At 43.5% G+C, this 18,072-nt stretch carries 14 protein-coding genes; 12 read left to right on the forward strand and 2 right to left on the reverse strand.

Going from position 1 to position 18,072, the window contains the following annotated elements:
* Positions 1-27 precede the first annotated feature (27 nt).
* Positions 28-1,038, forward strand: coding sequence for a hypothetical protein (locus tag AB4263_RS01025; RefSeq protein WP_372050573.1), 1,011 nt, complete (start codon positions 28-30; stop codon positions 1,036-1,038).
* Here AB4263_RS01025 and AB4263_RS01030 read toward each other — a convergent pair.
* Both AB4263_RS01030 and AB4263_RS01035 read right to left on the reverse strand, forming a co-directional pair.
* Positions 1,035-2,465 carry a DnaB-like helicase C-terminal domain-containing protein gene (locus tag AB4263_RS01030; RefSeq protein ID WP_157939158.1) on the reverse strand — a complete coding sequence of 477 codons (1,431 nt, stop codon included), beginning with the start codon at positions 2,463-2,465 and terminating at the stop codon, positions 1,035-1,037. The genes AB4263_RS01025 and AB4263_RS01030 overlap by 4 nt on opposite strands.
* A 158-nt stretch (positions 2,466-2,623) precedes the next feature.
* Complete coding sequence (locus AB4263_RS01035; protein ID WP_372097211.1) at positions 2,624-3,067, reverse strand: hypothetical protein; 444 nt, start codon at positions 3,065-3,067, stop codon at positions 2,624-2,626.
* A 259-nt stretch (positions 3,068-3,326) separates the two neighbouring features.
* Between AB4263_RS01035 and AB4263_RS01040 the strand changes: the two genes are divergently transcribed.
* The 11 genes from AB4263_RS01040 (at position 3,327) to AB4263_RS01090 (ending at position 18,006) form a co-directional block, all read left to right on the forward strand.
* Positions 3,327-3,485 (forward strand): hypothetical protein, encoded by a 159-nt coding sequence (locus AB4263_RS01040; protein WP_154723766.1) that lies wholly within the window; start codon positions 3,327-3,329, stop codon positions 3,483-3,485.
* A gap of 36 nt (positions 3,486-3,521) precedes the next feature.
* Positions 3,522-3,842: a hypothetical protein gene (locus AB4263_RS01045; RefSeq protein WP_081230265.1), complete on the forward strand. Its 321-nt coding sequence runs from the start codon at positions 3,522-3,524 to the stop codon at positions 3,840-3,842.
* 150 nt (positions 3,843-3,992) lie between these two features.
* The gene (locus AB4263_RS01050) at positions 3,993-4,472 is read left to right on the forward strand and encodes a lytic transglycosylase domain-containing protein (protein WP_146493234.1); all 480 of its coding nucleotides are present in this window, start codon (positions 3,993-3,995) and stop codon (positions 4,470-4,472) included.
* A 113-nt stretch (positions 4,473-4,585) separates the two neighbouring features.
* Positions 4,586-4,945, forward strand: a complete 360-nt coding sequence (locus AB4263_RS01055) for a hypothetical protein (RefSeq protein ID WP_102305739.1) — start codon at positions 4,586-4,588, stop codon at positions 4,943-4,945.
* 114 nt (positions 4,946-5,059) lie between these two features.
* Entirely contained in the window at positions 5,060-7,012 is a 1,953-nt protein-coding gene (locus tag AB4263_RS01060; protein WP_372097213.1) for a helicase-related protein, read from the forward strand.
* A gap of 76 nt (positions 7,013-7,088) precedes the next feature.
* On the forward strand, positions 7,089-7,790 hold the full coding sequence (locus AB4263_RS01065; RefSeq protein WP_372082495.1) for a hypothetical protein: 702 nt from the start codon (positions 7,089-7,091) through the stop codon (positions 7,788-7,790).
* Between the two features lie 243 nt (positions 7,791-8,033).
* The gene (locus tag AB4263_RS01070) at positions 8,034-8,801 is read left to right on the forward strand and encodes a hypothetical protein (RefSeq protein ID WP_372097215.1); all 768 of its coding nucleotides are present in this window, start codon (positions 8,034-8,036) and stop codon (positions 8,799-8,801) included.
* Positions 8,798-9,499 (forward strand): TraV family lipoprotein, encoded by a 702-nt coding sequence (locus AB4263_RS01075; RefSeq protein WP_086714968.1) that lies wholly within the window; start codon positions 8,798-8,800, stop codon positions 9,497-9,499. The genes AB4263_RS01070 and AB4263_RS01075 overlap by 4 nt, the downstream gene beginning before the upstream one ends.
* A 13-nt stretch (positions 9,500-9,512) precedes the next feature.
* On the forward strand, positions 9,513-12,170 hold the full coding sequence (locus AB4263_RS01080; RefSeq protein WP_102561031.1) for a TraC family protein: 2,658 nt from the start codon (positions 9,513-9,515) through the stop codon (positions 12,168-12,170).
* A 575-nt stretch (positions 12,171-12,745) separates the two neighbouring features.
* Positions 12,746-13,240, forward strand: coding sequence for a hypothetical protein (locus AB4263_RS01085; protein ID WP_372082491.1), 495 nt, complete (start codon positions 12,746-12,748; stop codon positions 13,238-13,240).
* 572 nt (positions 13,241-13,812) lie between these two features.
* Complete coding sequence (locus AB4263_RS01090; protein WP_269999708.1) at positions 13,813-18,006, forward strand: hypothetical protein; 4,194 nt, start codon at positions 13,813-13,815, stop codon at positions 18,004-18,006.
* Positions 18,007-18,072: the final 66 nt, after the last annotated feature.

The following is an 18,072-nucleotide window of genomic DNA, read 5'->3' on the forward strand; positions in this document are numbered from 1 at the left end:
TTATGAAAAAATGTATGGAGCGTTACTATGGCCCCGATCAGTAGAATGAATTCCCTCATTACAGAAAGCTTTAATTCTGTAAAAGAATCGCAATCAGAAGTGCTTGAAACATTGGCCACTACAACAAGGAAGGTGTTCAAAGAAATTACTCAAACAACACCGAATTGGAGGCAGAAGCTTTCAGAAATTGCCAATGATGCAACTTGCGCCAATTATGTTGGCCACGTTGTCTCTAACAGACACACTCCAGCAGAGCTACTTCAGTCACAGGCAACTGACGACTTTGTTCTTAACGAATTACAAGTGACAGCGTTCGTGGTTTACGAAATGGTGGAACGAGGTTGCCCTGAGCCGACTCAGCTCAAAGATCTGAATACTGCTATCCAGAACGTAACGCTGAAGTCATTAAACAGTTTCCGCAAGTTACTACGCCGCCATAACTATGATATCGACTATCTTTCAGATCGTGTACAAGAGGCTGCCTTGGAAACGATTCGTGCTGCACGCTGCTATAAGCATACGGGTATAGCGAGCTTTGATACTTACGCGAGCGCTCGCGTTAAGACCGTTGTATCAAGAAAAGAGCTCCACCATACACTGATGGTGAAAGTATCAGACCGGGACATTTCAGGCGCTTATTCAAAAGCAATTGAAATTAATTCCGAGAAAACCAACAACAAGCTGACCCCAGATTCCAGTGCATCATCGTACTTACCCAAACCATTGTATGACTTTGAGCAAGGTTCGAACGACAATCGATATGGGGTAACTAGTGGATGTAGCGACAATGTGGTGTCGGATTTGACGCATCTTAAGTTGAGACAGCACTTGATTGCCCAGTTAAAGACCCTCAATGCGAACGAGAAAATTGTGATCATGAATGAGATGGGATTAGTAGCCGGTACATTGAATCGAAACGACTTGGTTGAATCTCTCGGTTTCTCCTCGTCTCGATATACCCAAGTTAAGACAAGCGCCTTACAAAAGCTAGGCGCACATAAGTCACTTTCTAAGTCATGGGAACGTGCGCTTGCTTAGTTGATGAACTCAATTCCACTCCCATTGGGACTGTTGTTTGGCAGAGTATCGTTAGTTTCGGTATTCTGCTTTTTGTTGTCGGTCCTTTGGTATTGATCAGCAATAGGTGACGCAGCTGGTGGTGCGCTTTGCGTGTAATTGAAGGAATCTTTAATTTGAGCGTATTTTCCAATGAAGGTTGTTTTTGCAGAGCCTATAGCTGATTTACGAGCTTTGCTAATAATCAAATGAGCGACACCAGGTTCATTTTGAGGATCATACATTTCCGGTCGATAAATAAAGCAGATGATATCCGCATCTTGCTCTAGCGAACCTGACTCTCGTAAGTCGGAATTCACTGGGCGTTTATCAGCACGCTTCTCGATATCGCGAGACAATTGGGATAGTGCTACAACAGGTACTTGTAACTCTTTCCCCAACGCTTTGAGCTGTCGTGATATTTCTGAGACTTCTAAATTTCTATTATCAGTTTTGTATTTTTCACTGGTTAGTAACTGAATGTAGTCCACACCAATACCAGAAATCTTTCCATTATGCTGCCGATAAAAGCGACGTGCGCGACGACACAACTCCTCGACGGTCATTGAACCGTCATCCATCTCAATATTGTAATCACCGGATCTACCTAGCGCAGATGAACAATCAGCCCATTGAGTATCACTCATGCTGGCGTTTCGAATATTACTCAGTGGTACGCTTGCCAAGTTAGATAGCAAATTCTCTCCAATCGATTCTGAGCTCATTTCAAGGGAGAAAAATAAGAATGGTGCATCGTTTTGATAACTTGAGTTTTTGATAACGTTCAGGAGTAAGGTGGTTTTGCCATGAGATGGACGGCCTGCAAGGATGATGAAATCTGCAGGTCGGAATCCACCAAGTGCTTCAAAGCATGCAAAGCCCGACTTAAATGCATTAAATTCCCCTTTGCTTCTGCGCTCCATGTTGTCCAGCGTTGCAGCAAAGGCATCTTTCAATGAAATTGGGCCTTGCTCATTGTCCTTTTCCACTTCGTCATAAGACTCAACAACAGAATGCATCGAACCTATGATTTCATCGGTCGTCTTGTTTGACGAACATTGTGTTAATAGCTTTTGAAGCTCCACCTGAAGTGTTCGTTTGTTGTTAGTGTCGTTGATTTGCGAAACATAGTCAGAAAGAGCATTTATGTTTGCTGGTTGCGCTAGTGACTCCATGGCAACTGTAGTAATCGCGTCGACTCCCTCTTGCCCATACTCAGCGTATACACGCGCTTTAATCGTGTTTAAATCGATTGATTGTTTATCTTCGTGCAATTGGAAGCAGGTATCGATGAGAACCCGTGTCGCTGTATCACTGACAACGTTAGTTTCTAGGTCGAGTTCGTCAATAACGCCATCGTGGGAGAGGATGAGGTTAATCACTGGGTGGTATAAATTAAACTTTAACATGGTAATGCCCATCGGATACTAGGACATAGTTGATACAACTTTTGAGAGTGAATTTAGAGAATTGAGTGGGGGAGGTGGTAGGGAAACCCAAAAAGTTAACAACGGAGTGGGTTCAATCGCAACAATCAAACGATTGGATTTTTGGGTTTCCCAAATTACTAAAGCGAGGCGTCGATGCCTCCCTCATAATCAAAATCGACGGACTCTGTTGGAGAGCTAATCAATGCGTCGATGATGTTATTGCGTCGTGTCGTGTGGTATTTGCCTGACGGAAGTTTTTGCATAAATCCATCGGTGACCTGGTTGATGTCCAACGAGTAGCCCAGCTTCGAAATCTCGCCATGAAGTTTAAACATCACGTTATCCGATATGTAGTGATAAGCGGTACTGCGCGAGATGTTGGCGTAGGTTCGATAGAGCTCTTCACATGGTTCCATTTTGAACTCATCTTCCAAAAGACTTGAGCTGCATTGAGAAAATAACAAGTTTACTCGTGCATCTAAGTAATCGGTGCGGCTGGGTGTGAGCATATACACGGCCAAACACGCGAAGGCGACAATTAAGCACGCAGCGGTTCTGACAGGGACACACTTTGTATTCATTTCCATAACGTTTCCAGTTCCATTCATCAAGACAACCAGTACGAGAAATATGGCATAGACACTGACGTAGAAATGTAATTAGTGGGACTATTTTATCTGTTTACCTCATTTGAAGACGATCCCTCATCATGTGATTGGGATCGAGTGCCATTGTCAAATAAGAAGCTTAAATGGCTTCGCTAATTCGTAAACCCAAGTGATTAGACGTGTATAACTGACAGTCAGAGTCTAAATCCTCTTAGAGTTGCCGGGGTAGTTAATGAAAAAGATGGTTGTATTGTTGAGTTTGATGACGGTCGCTTCGGTTGCACTCGCTGATAATTCAAACAGTGAAACGACGCTAAAGCTCCCTGCGAATTCAGTCGCTTGCTATGGAACAGTTGCAGGAATGTGTGATTTCCTGACTACGAAATCGTAGAACTTAAACCAGTAGCAGCGTAACAAGGAGATAATAATGACAAACCTTCTTTTAATCATTTCAGTTGTGATAGCGACATTGGTACTCCAAAAGACGATTGCTTATTTGCGAAACGCTAAGGAAAAAAGTAATAAGGAAAAAGCATTAAAGCTATTGAAAGCCAACGGTTACGAGCCTGAATTGTACCTCGCGACTATCGGAACGGACGATCCTCAACTGAGAGATGCTTTAGACCAGTTCGCATTCACTGGTCATGTAATCAAAAATCGTCACGGAGACATAATCGGGGGGGTAGTTCCTAAAGCAAAACCTGGTTTAACTAAGCCTAGCTTGAAGCTAGTTGTTTCAAATGACTAGTGAGGGACAGAACGTTGTCGGGTACTTCCCTCATCAAAAACTTCCGCTCAACGAATGAAGATTAAAGATGAAGAGAAAAGGTGTATCACCACAGGAACATACTTAGTCAATACTGACTTTCAATCATTGGCCACGAAAAGGAGAATCACCGTGTTTTTCTTGCCAGATATCCATGACACAAAATTAGATACTGTTGCTTTATCAAACGCGAGTAGATGCAGCATTGTTGCTGAAGTCGCAGGAGAGAAGTATGTCCCGAGAGACTTTCTTAACTTACTTGTGGTTGGCGAGGGGGGCAAAATCGGCAGTAAAGTAAAAAATACTAACGATTCCTATGACTTGGGTCCCGCTCAGGTGAATACAATCCATTCCAAATACATCTTACGAAACTACCCTAATAAGTCTTGGGTAGATGTTGCCACTGACCCTGTTCTCAATATCCGTATCAGTGCAGATATATTCAAAGGATGCCTTACCTACGCTAAGGGTCATGTTTGGGAAGCCGTCGGTTGCTATAACTCAAAGACAGTCAACATCAAGACCAATTATCTAATCAGAACAATGAAAACTTGGGATTACATTCTGAAACGACCATCATTGAACTGCTCGGAGTATTGGTATCAGGATTAGAGCTAACTTCGACTCCCCAAATATCAAATAGCAGCTCAAATTCCCCTCGCTATTTAGCAAAATCGACTTCTACCACAAGTAATATGGGGTTCTCATGTTTATAGGAATTCATTATGTCGATACGTATAAATCGAAAGACACTGACCCTATGTGGCGTACTCGTACTGTCTGGTGTTCTGGTTCTAAAGTTCTCTTCTGTTTTCTTCGATGATTCTCATGCCTATGTTGGCCAGTGGAGCTCTGTATCGTCAGACGGCGCTGCAGAATTCAACGTCGGAGCTGACTACATTGAGGCGTTTGGGAAACGATTACCCGTTGACGTGATTGTTAATGATGACGGCTCTGTTTTGGCTCAGTCTCCAAACCAAAACTTTAGAATAACCAAAACCACCAGCGGTGTTGAGTTAACTGTTACACGTAGGTACATCGAAGAACCGGTCGAGAAGGTTTATGAGCTGACTCTAAAGCAGTAAGCGTTCGTAAAGACGTTCTAAATCAACTTCATATTACTGAGAGCCATCGTAACTAAATGATAGTGCTCAGACGTGTATAACTACTGCATTATTGAATCAGAATGAAACGCGAGAATGCTGGATATAAAGTACATCAAAGACACATTTAAAGTTCCTGTTTGGCAAGTGTTGTTGCGGTTACCTGAATCGTTTGTGGACACGAGACAAGTGGTGTCTGACTTTTCCTATCTTACGGACAGTGACTGTGTGGTTATTCAAGGGACAGTGACTTCTATTTCTGAATCATACAATCGAACGACTGTCATTAATGGCAGCGTTGTTGACTCCCGAAACGTCGCTCAACGTTTTTCTCATTTTGCCAAATTAGACAGTGAATACGGCCAACAATTGGCAAGTCGACTTAATGATCGAGGTTATTACTTGTGCAAAGTGAAACAAGTCGGAACCGCGCTGTTTATCAACCACCCGCAGCCATTGAATGAAAAATTCATTGGTAAAATCACTCCGGTCTATAAAGTCAAAAGTAAGCAACTCAAAGGGTTGAAGTATGCTGAGTTTTTGGAGCAGCATATTGATGAACTGATCCCATTGACGGCAAGAAAGATACGAGAAGAATTAGCGAAATTAAATCTAAGCAACGGGAAAATTAGACGGTTGTTAGAAGCGCACTCGCTGTGTTTAGAAGAGGTTTTGAGATTTGTGCATTTCCCAAATTCATTGGAAGAAAGTGAACAATGCAACGCTATACTACAAAGAATAGCAGCTACTTTGTTGTTCTCAGAAGTGGAAGGCGAACCAAATTTAACTCACCCATTTCAGCTCGACAAAGACGATACCTATTTCAATGATGTCGTCCCGTTTCAACTGACGGATGAACAATTGGATGCCGTGAGCGGTATCAAAGCCGCGATTAACAACAGAGCCCCACGAAGTGTCTTATTCGGGGATGTGGGGACGGGGAAAACCGTCATTGGCGCGATACTGACACGTCATGTTGTTGATGCTGGTGGTTGTGTCGTCATTATGGTTCCCAACCTAATATTAGGAGCCCAAATCTATAAAGAGATCGACAACTGCTGGCCAGATATTGGCATCGAGTTTTTATTGTCTGAGAGTGAGCATGACAACTTCGTAGGTAAAGGCTATCGATGCATCAACGAGATGACAGAAGACACCCGTGTCGTGATTGGTACGACGGCTTTGCTCCATCATCACAACAATATGCCTATCGACCTACTGTGGATCGACGAAGAGCAAAAAATGGGGCTTGAACAAAAAGAATCCACATTAATAACTCATGGCCGGACACATCTGTTGTTGTCGAGTGCGACGTGCATTCCTAGAACGCAAGCGATGATGAGTTTTGGCATGCTGCCGTACTTCAAATTAACCAAGTACCACACACCTAGAGAAGTGATCACTACCCGTTACGAGCATACCCAAATCGATGAGGTTATCTGTCGAGTTGAAGAACGCATCAATCGTGGTGACAAGGTGTTAATCATTAGCACCATGAAAGGTGAATCCAAAGCTCAAGCTGTTTCACACAGAGCCAGTGCTGAACAACTCTTTGATGACTGGAAAGCGATGTATGGTGACATCGTTAAATTGTCCCATGGTGGGTTGTCTAAACAAGACAATGAGACTGCCATAAATGCAATGAAGTCGGGTGAGGGGAAAATATTGATTGCGACCACATTGATTGAGGTTGGGATCACAATACCAAAACTGAACTATGTCGTTGTGCTGAACCCTGAAAATCTTGGTGTGGTTACGCTGCACCAGATCCGAGGTCGCGTAGCGCGGGAAGGAGGTATCGGGCATTGTGACCTACTGCCTACTACCCAACTCAAAACGCCATCCATAGACCGACTGGATTTGTTGGTCAATCACTCTGATGGGTTCAGTTTGGCAGAGGCTGACTTGCAATTACGGGGTATGGGGGACTTAAAGAATGGCAACAATCAGTCAGGAACGTCGAAATGCATTTTGGTCGACCAACAATTATCGCTTGGTCTGCTAACCGATACCTTAGAAAGACTGACAGGAAAGGGATCAGAAACCTAAACGAATTAATTTCTGAAACTGACATCACGCTCAATAAATGACAGTCAGGCATGAGCAATTTACGGAGAGCACCATTATGCTAATTAAATACAAAAATTATTCTGATCTGGATGAATCTACTTTAGAGCATATGGATAAATTGAAGTACTCTGATTTATTCCATCAATTGAAAATTCAATTTGAAACAATGTGCGGATCTACTTACAGTTTCGGGGATATTTTCAATACACAAATTAATCAAACTGAGATTGTAGAACATAACTGGATGGTTTCAATACCAATTCAAAACCAACTATTCACTCTTGATAGTGTAAGAGAGTCGATACCGGAAAGCGAGAAAGGGATTAATGTACGTTGTTTTCTTGACCCGAATCTCTATGAGCTCATTTTCTTTGTCGACCCTAGAAACCCAAAAGAATTGATCGGGTTTTGCAGCTTAAGTAAGTTTGAACATAACGATGATGGGTACTATTCGATTAGAGTCGTTTTGGAAATGGTCTACGTTAAGCCCAAGTATAGAAATGGCATTCGAGGTCAGATAATGGCCTATGAAACGGGTCGCTTGATATCTAGGCAAAAAGTGTTTGATGAATTTAACAACGAATATCGATATGTGGACGTCGAAGTTGCTGGTCAAGGAACTAACGCAGGAGGTCGAGCATGTTTAGAGCGGTTTTACCTCGGAATCAATTTCCACCTCGGCGGCATAAGTATTGAAGATAAAGATGGTTGTGACATTGAAATACCATCTAACGTTATTTTGTGCGATGAATATTAGCGATTTGTTCTTGCTTTAATACAAGCTCTAAAGGCGGAGTTAAACAACACTATACCTTGCGATAGTTAGTTGTGGGAAAGTGAACCTCATCCCCTGATTATCGTTAATTTAAATACCTTTTCTGATGTAACACTTCACCTCTGTCACCAATAAAATTCAATTAAGCCGTGAAATAAGGCTCACTAATTTAAATTATGCAGATCTAAGTTTGGCAAACTCTTGGTACTAACTAGGAGTGTTGCTATGAAATGGTCAATCAAAATTCAAGGTATGTTGGGCTTAGGGTTGCTTGCCAGCCTTCAAGTCGCAGCTGAACCCCCAACGCAAGATTTCCTCAATGCCGACATCAATGTGGTTTCAAGTTATGAAATTGAAACCGACAAGCTAATTATGATGGAGCTGGATACCGGTGAAATGTTACTGGCCACCGGTGATGGAAAATTTCTTATCAAGGGCGGTTCATTATTCTCAACCGTTCACACCAAATTCGTAAACTCCCCACAAGAGCTTTACGCGGCATCCCATGTCGACTTGAAGAAAATGAAAATCAACCCAGAAGAAGATTTTGCGGGGTTTAACTTAAACCCATTAGCCAAAGTTTTTGGTGGGACCCTCTTTATTGCACCAACGGGTTGTAAGCATTGCGGTGACTTCGTAGAGATCCTTGAGAAGCAGCACCCTGATAAAAGATTCCGCATAGCAATCGTGCCTGTCTTCGATGATAAGGAGTATGAAAATACGTTGTTAGCCCAATGTTCCGATGATCCGGACAAAGCGCTGCACGCCTTATATGAAGGCACTTGGTCTGAAGCTAAATACCCCCGCCCACCAAATAGCCAGTGTAAAGAAGCCATTACCAAAGTGAATTCAACTTACGCGTCTCTACAGATAATGAGTCCGGGCCGTGTTGGGCTTCCTGCATTTTTCAACAACAAAACATCTTCCATTATCGGGCTGCCAACGAGTAAGGCTCAACTCACGTCCATTATCGTAGAAGGAATCGACCTATGATTAAACAATCCATATTTATCTCATTTGCGCTGCTTACTTTAGCCGGTTGTTCTGTCGTAGGCGAAGAAGAGGGCGTGTGTCCAGGCGCGAAAAGTGGTGTAGCGTGTGCGTCCGTCCGAGAAGTTTATGAGCTAACCAATGTCTATAACAATGCTGAAGACTATGCGAAGGCGACAGGTGACGAACGTGTCATGGTCACAGACGAAGATGGCGAAACCATCACAGGGAAAGAATACAAAGAAAAATACGGAACGGACATTGAGGCTGACTCAGCATCAGTGAATGAAACCCAACAACACGCAAACTTTTCTCAAGCTCCAGCGTTAGCTTCACCCGAAGCGGCATATCAGCATTTACTTCTTCCGGCTCCAGAACCCCTAGCCATGCGAAAGCCTGCCGATATTGTTCGTACATTGGTGCGTCCATATACAGACAAAGAAACCTTACAGATCCCTGGTTATGGATTCATCGAAGCAACACAGCGAACTTGGGTCGTCGATAGAAGCGCTAAGACCAATGATTCTCAATACGTCAACTTCCATGTCAGAAAGGAAAGCCAAGAGCAAAACTACGATGTGAATGATGATGGTCAGATTGGCGTCGAGTCACGCAATGCAAGACCGGCTATCAGCGACTCTGAGTTAAGAGAGAATGCGAGAAGTAATGCGAACTCGCTAATCGATCAACTGCGTCAATAAGGGGGCATATATCATGGGTGCGATTTCACGATTTTTTAAGCAATTCGAAAACTCCAAATTTGGCGATCTTCTCCCTGTCTTGGACTACAACCGAAAGCACAAATATTTCGAGCTCGAAGACAGTTACATTGGCTTAATGTACAAGATTGAAACGGTGCCAGCCGTTAACGATGAGTTACAGGAGCTATTAGAACAAATCTATAAGGCCGATTGGCCGGAAGACACGTTTATTCAGGTCTTGTTTTGGGCGAATGATAATTTAAGCCCTTTCACCAATAGCTTTTCTATGTACCACGGAGGTCGACAAACAGGTGAGGCAAACGACAGACTGAATTCGATTTCAAAGGGGCTGATTAACCACTTCCAGCAATCATCACAATCAGGGTTTGGTGATAGCGACTGTCGAGCTCGCATGTTTGATTGTTACTTCGTAGTGAAGGTTCCAATCAAAGGCAACTTTGGCGTGCCTACCAAAAAGGAACTTAAACACTTCAATAATCTACGTACTGATACAGAAGAGTCATTGAACAAGGTCGGCTTGTTCTGTACCCCGATGGATCAGTGGGGCTGGCTACACTTCATGCAAAGGCTCATGAACAGAAAGGACTCGTCAACTTGGCGCAAAGGAGACGTTAATAAAAACGAAGCCTACATGCCCCGAGATCAAGTTCAGGAGCAGGGCGGTAAAATCGAGTTTACCGATTCGAAGGTCATCATTGATGAGCGGCCTATATCGATGCTTACTCCCAAAGAATACCCAAAAACACTGGGCTTTGGTGACATGCTGAATGTCTTTAGTGATTGGCGATATGGGCATTCTACAGCATGGTCGAACTTCATGATTGTATTGAATGTCCATTACCCTAACTCTAAAAAAGAAGAGGGTAAGATTAAGCGTCGCCGTAAATACATGACAATGCAGGCAAACAACAAATTAGTAAATTGGAATGATACTGTTCGTTGGCAGCGAGCTGACTTTGATGAAGCTTTTACCAAAATTGAGCAAAAGAAGTCGAAGATGGTGAATGCGTATCTTCAGTTTATGATTTTTGGTGATGATGAGGAGCATTTAGAGACGGAGATTGCACGCTTCAAGAAAGTAGCTTCAACCCCTGCAGGATTCGAATTGGAAGAAGACAAGTACATGACTCCACCTATGTTCCTGCATTCATTACCTTTCGCACCAGACCCTGTGACTCGCAAAAGATTAGACCGCTATAACTTAGTACCGTCTGATGTCTGCGCGTTCATGAGCCCGATAATTTCCAGTTCATCTGGCAACTCACCAAGTAAACCTGTGATCCCCTTTGTAACCAGAGACATGTCGATGTTTGGGTTCAATCCTTTTGAAACCGATGGCTCAATGAACGGTATCGTTGTCGCGGAGTCGGGCTCGGGCAAGTCGGTTCTCGTCCAATACATTGTGACGTGCATATTGGGGTCAGGCAAGATGCCAAGCCAGCATCTATGGAACATGATGAATTTACCCAAGTCAGAAATCGATAAGCTGATGAAGACCGCTCAACATATTGCTGAAGCCAAGCGCGATGGTGGTATGGCAATGATTATCGATGTGGGTCGAAGCTACTACCGTTTGTGTGAAGCGTTGAATGGTCAATTTATCAGTTTCGGTCAAGATATGAAGTTCTCACTCAACCCTTTCCCGTCCATTGTTGAGTTCAGTGGTAAGGAAGGGCAGGCTGGTATGATTTTGGAAATGCTGTCGGTGATGGCAGAGCCCAATGGTACGCTCACGACGTTGCAGAAGCGTGGTATGACGACCATTTTGAAATTGATGTGGGATAAGCATGGTCGCGACTCAAGTGTCACGATCTTCGCTGATATGTGTTCTGCGAGCTCTCGTAAAGAGCTGAAAGACATTGGTGAACAGTTAAAACCATTCCGTGAAGGCGAAATGTTTGGCGATATGTTTACGGTCAATAAGCCGCCCCCAACGCTGGACAACCCATTCATTGTCTGTGAATTAGAAGAGCTGAAGTCGCAACCGGAATTGCAGGTAATTGCCTTAATGCAGATCATCAACCTGTGTTACCAACATTTCTTCTTGGGTGATGCTCAAGCCGGTTCTCAGCGTCGTTCGAAAGCCTTCATTGTGGATGAGTGTTGGGAGTTCCTTCAAGAAAAGCAAGGGTCCACAGGTGCTAACCCAGTATCATCGTTCCTTGAGAGTGCCTTTAGGCGTTTTAGGAAGGTGGATGCTAGTGCTTGGATTATCACCCAATTGTTGAGTGACTTGTATGGTTCATCTGTAGGTAAAGCCATAGCCGCCAACTGTGTATATCGTTGCTTCCTGTATCAGAAATCAGACACGATTAATCAAGTTAAAAATGACAAGCTGGTGGCATTGTCAGACCAAGAATTCGAAATTCTCAAATCGATTAGGACCCGTAAAAATAGGTACTCAGAAATCTTCTTCCAAATTGGTGATGACATCAAAGAGGTTGTGCGTTTTTACGCGCCTCCTGCAATGCTGCTGATGTACTCCACGGACCCGAAAGACAAAATGGAATTAGCGGCTCTGATGGAGCGGGGGTACACCCAAGACCAAGCCATCGATAAAATTTTAGAGACGCGTCGGGTCGAGTCATTTGCGACTGACATGGATGACTTGGAAAATGAAGACGAAGAACAAGTCGAAAACGCCGCATAACAATGTCCTTTCTTTGAAAGAAAATAAGTTATGCAAATGATCTCCCAAATAGGCAAGCAGGCTCCAAAACCTGCTTGTCAATTTAAAGTCCAAATTACCTTCCTTGTTTGAAAAACTTATTTCTACCGCTCCTTACAATGAAAATCACACCCCAACAATGGTCACTATGCAATGAAAATTCTAACTATGGTTTTAAGCACTTTGGTCTTCATGAGTTCAGCTATGGCTAACACCAGTGACGACATAATCAGTCGTTACAAAGAAGCGTGTGGAACGGAGTGTGGGGACACCATCGCCTATTTGTCACGCTATGCTTCCGCCCAATGTAACATTCCTTATGATTCAGTCGTAGAAACGTCTGTGGAGCTTACTGGGCTTCAATTTGTGGCGATCTCCATTGCAGTCCAACACCCACTTGCTCACTCATTGCAAAATTATGCTTTGAAGAGTCTTGATTGTTCGGACTTACATAAGTGGTCTAAGTCCATCGAAGACTACTCGTTCGTGCTAGAGGCAAACAACGGACTCCAAGGCTCCAATGTCTCAAGTAGCAATTAGAATGAGTGAGGTTATGGATGTTGAGTACTAACCAATGTAATGAAAAATCAGGCAACAACGTGAAGGTGACATGGCTTCTGGTGTGTGGACTTGTGGCCTTAATCACTATTGTTACCGTGATGATGTGGACAACGAGAGCGAATCGATTCAGTGATTACACGATGATGGAAAAATCATCACGCGAGTATATTTTAAACCTGTATGCAATGGACAACTCAACACTAGATTCAAAGGCGATTCAGTGGCCTGATTTTGCTGTCGCTCATGGTGGGGTGCAGTCAGTGAATTTGGTAACAAAAGTTTGTAAGTCTGAGGCGTCAAATGCCACCTGCTTTTTTGCGTATCAAACTTCCTTTAAAGACCAAAGCCATACCATGACATATGGAGTCAGGGCGACAAATGATGAAAGTGAACCGCTGAATATTGAATTGCTCAATGCAACTGGGGGGCGGTTGTTGCTTTCCATGCCAGATCCCTTTGTGAATAGTCCTGTGGTGAAGGTATTGGAATGAAGACGCTAAATTTTCTTGTTGGATACATCTCACTTCAATTGGGGATAATTGTCTTTTTGACAAACCCATTGAATAGCATGTCACTCACAATAATTTGCTTTTTACTGGTGGCGGTATGCTACTGTCTTGTCTCCCCGTTTATCAAATGTCGTCTACAAGAACTCAAGCATTTTGATAAATTTGTCTTTGAGATTTATCAGTCAAATCGACGTCATCCATTGTCTGAAAAGTTTGGAACGGAAATATCTAAACACCTGTCTAAAAATGCACAATCTTCTTCTGATAAAAAGAAAGACATCGGCGCATATGTAGCCACGGACTTATACTTGTCCTTATTCACGTTCGGTATCGCGGTCGCGCCAGGTTTATTAATCCATATATTTTTACCATAAGTCTTCATTCTCATTCAGCCCCTTCATAGTCGTGAAGGGGTAATAATCCAAATCCCTCCTTTACAATGAATGCCGCGAGAAAAACTTTAATCTTCAAAAATAGGCTTGTTAATTTCAAAAATTGCTCTCGACCTTATTTAACCTATCCCAATGAAATTGCGTTTGGAGTTGAAGAGCACTATGAACAAGTTAATCAAAATTCTTATTAGTTGTTCACTAACAGTTATAGGGACTGCTGCTGTTGCGAAATCAGTGTACATCATCGGTTCCATAACGAGTGTGCCGCCAAAAGTAGAGTTTACTTACCCTGATGAAATCTATCGTGGCGTGAAAGAGTATTCAGCCTTAGCTAAAGAAGCCGCAGCATCTGGTTGTAGATTAGAAACAGTGCGAGAAGAAGCGTATACGTCTGACAGTAGCAATCTAAAGTGTTTCTTCGAATGGACAGGTGATACCGACCCGAGCTGGAATGCGAATGGATTAGCGCTCGATGGTCGACCTACCGCAGCTGCAGGAGAGCATTACCGTTCATATCGCATTTCTTACTTCAATGGTATTGAGAAAGAACGCATCACATTGATTGAAGACAGCGTGGCCTACACTATCCTTGAACCCGTTCCGCCTGTGATTGTAAATGTCACCACGGACACTACTTCAGCTCAATATCAAGGCTTGAGCTTCATTACGCACGATAAGAATGAAAAACTTCGCAAAATTACTGTTGAGGTCGAGCCTCGTCCATTTGATCAGGTGGTGGCCTTAACTCAGTTTGGTGAATCGTGTGAGGTGCCTGAAGGCCAAGATTCATGCGTGGTCGCCATTTCTGCCTTTCATCTATCTGGTGACGATTCACTGACAGGGCAACTTACCACAGCATTAAAAGTCTCGGATAAATACGATGTCGTATCAGCCCCGAACAGTCAGATCCAATACGCGTGGGATTACAGACCGCCCGTTATTGAGCAGTATGCTGTCAAAGCTGTCGGAGATACCACTAGCAATGATATTTCGATTGATGTTGGTGGAGAAACGGTGGTTGTCCAAAACAATGAAGCTGTAGTCGTTCTCAGTTCGCCGCACAGTACCGATACAGCAAATAAGTGGTGGTTACCATCCAAGGTTAGTTTGAGCTTTGAAGAGCATACAGATCATGTCGGTGTATCCGATTTTGTTACGCTAGAGGGTAGGGATATAGGCGATTTATTCAGAAATGAACACGTTACCTATACCGAGAAGACAGTAGACAGCTTTGGTATCCCTCAACAGATTGGCAACAAGTTTGTCTATCGAATTCCGCTCAGTTCAGTGGTAGATGGATTTTATCAAGGCAACATAAAAGCCTTAGATAGATTTGCAAACAGAGGTGACAAGGAAGTGACTGCAATGCAGTTAGACCGTTTACCTCCTGAGATTCGTCTGTACAACAATGACACGCTGTTTAGTACTGGTGATGAAATCAACTTCATGGAGCATATGATTTTCACCGTGCAAGATGAAACCAGTATTGAGAATGAAATCACTGATATTTTGCTTGATGGCGTACCCGTTGAGCATATTGGTGAATTCAAGATGGCTCGTGCGATCAAAATGGAAACCCCATGGGAGTCTAATACAGTTCATAAAGTCATTGTGCGTGGTAAGGACGGGAACAACAACGTAGTTCAAAGAGAGTATTCCATTTCATTCTTACCTTTAGACTTCGAATACGACAACATCAGTGACCGCAAAGTGGCACTTGTGCAGAACCAAGACATCACATTCGCACAAACGAAAGGTCGAGCTTGTAGAATGTTCAAGTCAGAGCATGAGGCGGTACAAGGGATCAAAAACCCGACTCAAATGACTTGTTCCGTGAACTGGACAGTCATCCCTCAAGGTTTGGAAGAAGCATGGGATACTGCGAGCCCTGAGCTGATTGGTGTATTTGAAAATACGGGTCCTGCGACAGTGGAAGCTGAGATTTATATCCATGACTCTGAAGGCCGAAAAAACTTAATCAAAGTCGACGATACAAGCCTAATCGTTCATACCCCAGATACTCCAGAGATCATCTTCGACGACGACGGTATGTTTGAAGATGGCATATATGCGGTTGAGATGGGGCAATCTAGAATCGGGAGATATCGAGTTAAATCAGCGGCGTCGCCTATTTACATTACGCTCCTTAAAAATGGTGAAACCTTAGAAAGCCAATACATCAAACAGTCCAACCGATACACCGAGCACACTATCACGAAGGTAATCACAGACAGAAACAGTGCAAACCACCGAGATTTGTGGCAGATGGATGATTATGCCGTTCAAGTTCATTACGCCCGTTTACCAGAACAAGTAGTTGAGAGTGCGGTGAAGACTTATGCGGTTCCTTCTACACGAGCAAGGCTCAAGGTTGAGCAAACTTCTCGTGAAACGTCCACCGTTGACACATTCAAGGTTAAATCGAAATTTGGGCTGTATAGTAGTTTTTACCGAGATGTCGTATACAAATCTGAAGAGCTTGGTGATTGGTCTGTTCGAATTGCTGTCATGGACAAAGAGAAGAACCTACATGGCCTGACGGATTGGCAAGATATGAACGAATCAGGTGTGAATGACTTTGATGTAAACTTCTCATCAGATGACATCGGTGACCTTCGATTCTATGCACAAGCGAAACTAAAATCGCCAAATGAAAATTATGTTTCAATGGTTCGCTCTCAACGCGGGACCTTGAAAATCATGAAAGGAACGGCAATCGAAGGTGAACTGCGTACACTGCGTATAACGGGTTCTGTACCGATGAATGCCGCTATTCAATATCAACATCTTACCCGTGATGACAAAGACGCCTCTGGTGAAGTGTCATGGTACATATCGGAAGACAATGGCAGTACGTGGAATCTATATGGAGAACCTGGTAAGCGCTTTTCTTTCAGTACCTCAGTAGAAGGTATTTGGTTGGTGAAAGGTCATGTTCCAAATCGCTTCACAGGGGAGATAGCAGAAACCGACGTCGTACAAATCATGGCGTACCGAGTGCCACAAACTGAACTAGTTGGGGCAGCAAACCTGATCACCGGTATGACAAGAACGTACACGCTTCTTGATCAAGGTGAAGAGGCGGATGCCGGTAATATGCTTATTAAATGGTCTATTGATGGTGGAGTCACGTTCACTGAAGGCGGTAGTACACTCGAATACACTGCAACAGGTGAAGGCAGCAACAAGATTATCGCAAAAGCGGCGTATCTTGGTTATGAAACCGATGAACACAGCTGGGCAACAGAATACCGCTCAGTACGTTCTCAGCGAGCGAAACCTGTTCGAGTAAGAGTGAAAGGGGATACTGATGTTGAAACCACCGATACGTTAACTTTGGTTGGAGATGTCGATACACCGTATTCCAATATGGACTCCGAACTTGAAATTGAATGGGTAAGACCAGACGGAACCATTGTTGATTCGAATGTTGTGGACTTTACTCCAACGAATGATGATTTGGACCGAGCTGACTTTCATACATTCACACTGCGTGCGTGGGTTAAAGATGCCAAGGCGTTAACGTATGCGGAATTCGATCATAAGGTTCGTGTATGGGAGTATCAGTTCCCACAATTCGACGTGGCGTATAAACAGCGTGTGCTCGTTGCACCTTCAGTGATTGAGATCTGGTTACGACGTCCAATTGGTGCGAATTTACGCGAGTACTATTTGTATGAGTGGAACGGACAAGGCCGACTGGAGTTGACGAAAGATTACGGACATCGAGCGCGATTTACCGCAAAACAACCGGGTATATACCCAATTTCGGTTACGGTAGAAGATGATCGCGGTAACTACGACACCTTTACTGAATATGTGGAGGTATTGGAACCTGAGCCGATCACTGTGGATTTAACTGCACGGTATAGTAACAGTTATCAACGTTCGCCACTTGATGTTAATGTCCGTCCGACAATTCGAGGTGGTCACCCATCAGACCGAGTGGCAGACTATCAATGGTATGTCGATGGTGAGTTACAACCTGAGTTAGAGAAGTCATCAGCAAATATTGAGAACCTATTAACGGGTGACCATGAATTGAAATTGAAAATTCTCACTAACTACGGTCAAGAAGCGGAAGCGATCATTCCAATTGAAGTGGTGCCAAACCAACCACCGACGTGCTCTATCGATTACCGTATGTACTCGAAGACCGCCCGTATCGAAGCAAAATGTAAAGACTTAGATGGTAAAATGGTCAAATACGATTGGACAGTTGGTGATAACGAGCGTCGCAATATCGGTAAACGGATTTCAGAGTTAAGACAACCGGGCGAATCAGAGTTAGTGACGGTTGTTGGTTATGATGATTCTGGGGATACCGCCACAGCGCAAATGGTCGTGCGTTGGTAAGACTATGACCTCGATATAAGAACGTCCTTGTGTCGTTATTGGTGCATTTAGACTCTTCAGTTTAGA

The sequence above is a fragment of the Vibrio sp. 10N.261.55.C5 genome, assembly GCF_041470505.1.
Taxonomy (GTDB): Bacteria; Pseudomonadota; Gammaproteobacteria; order Enterobacterales; family Vibrionaceae; genus Vibrio; species Vibrio crassostreae_C.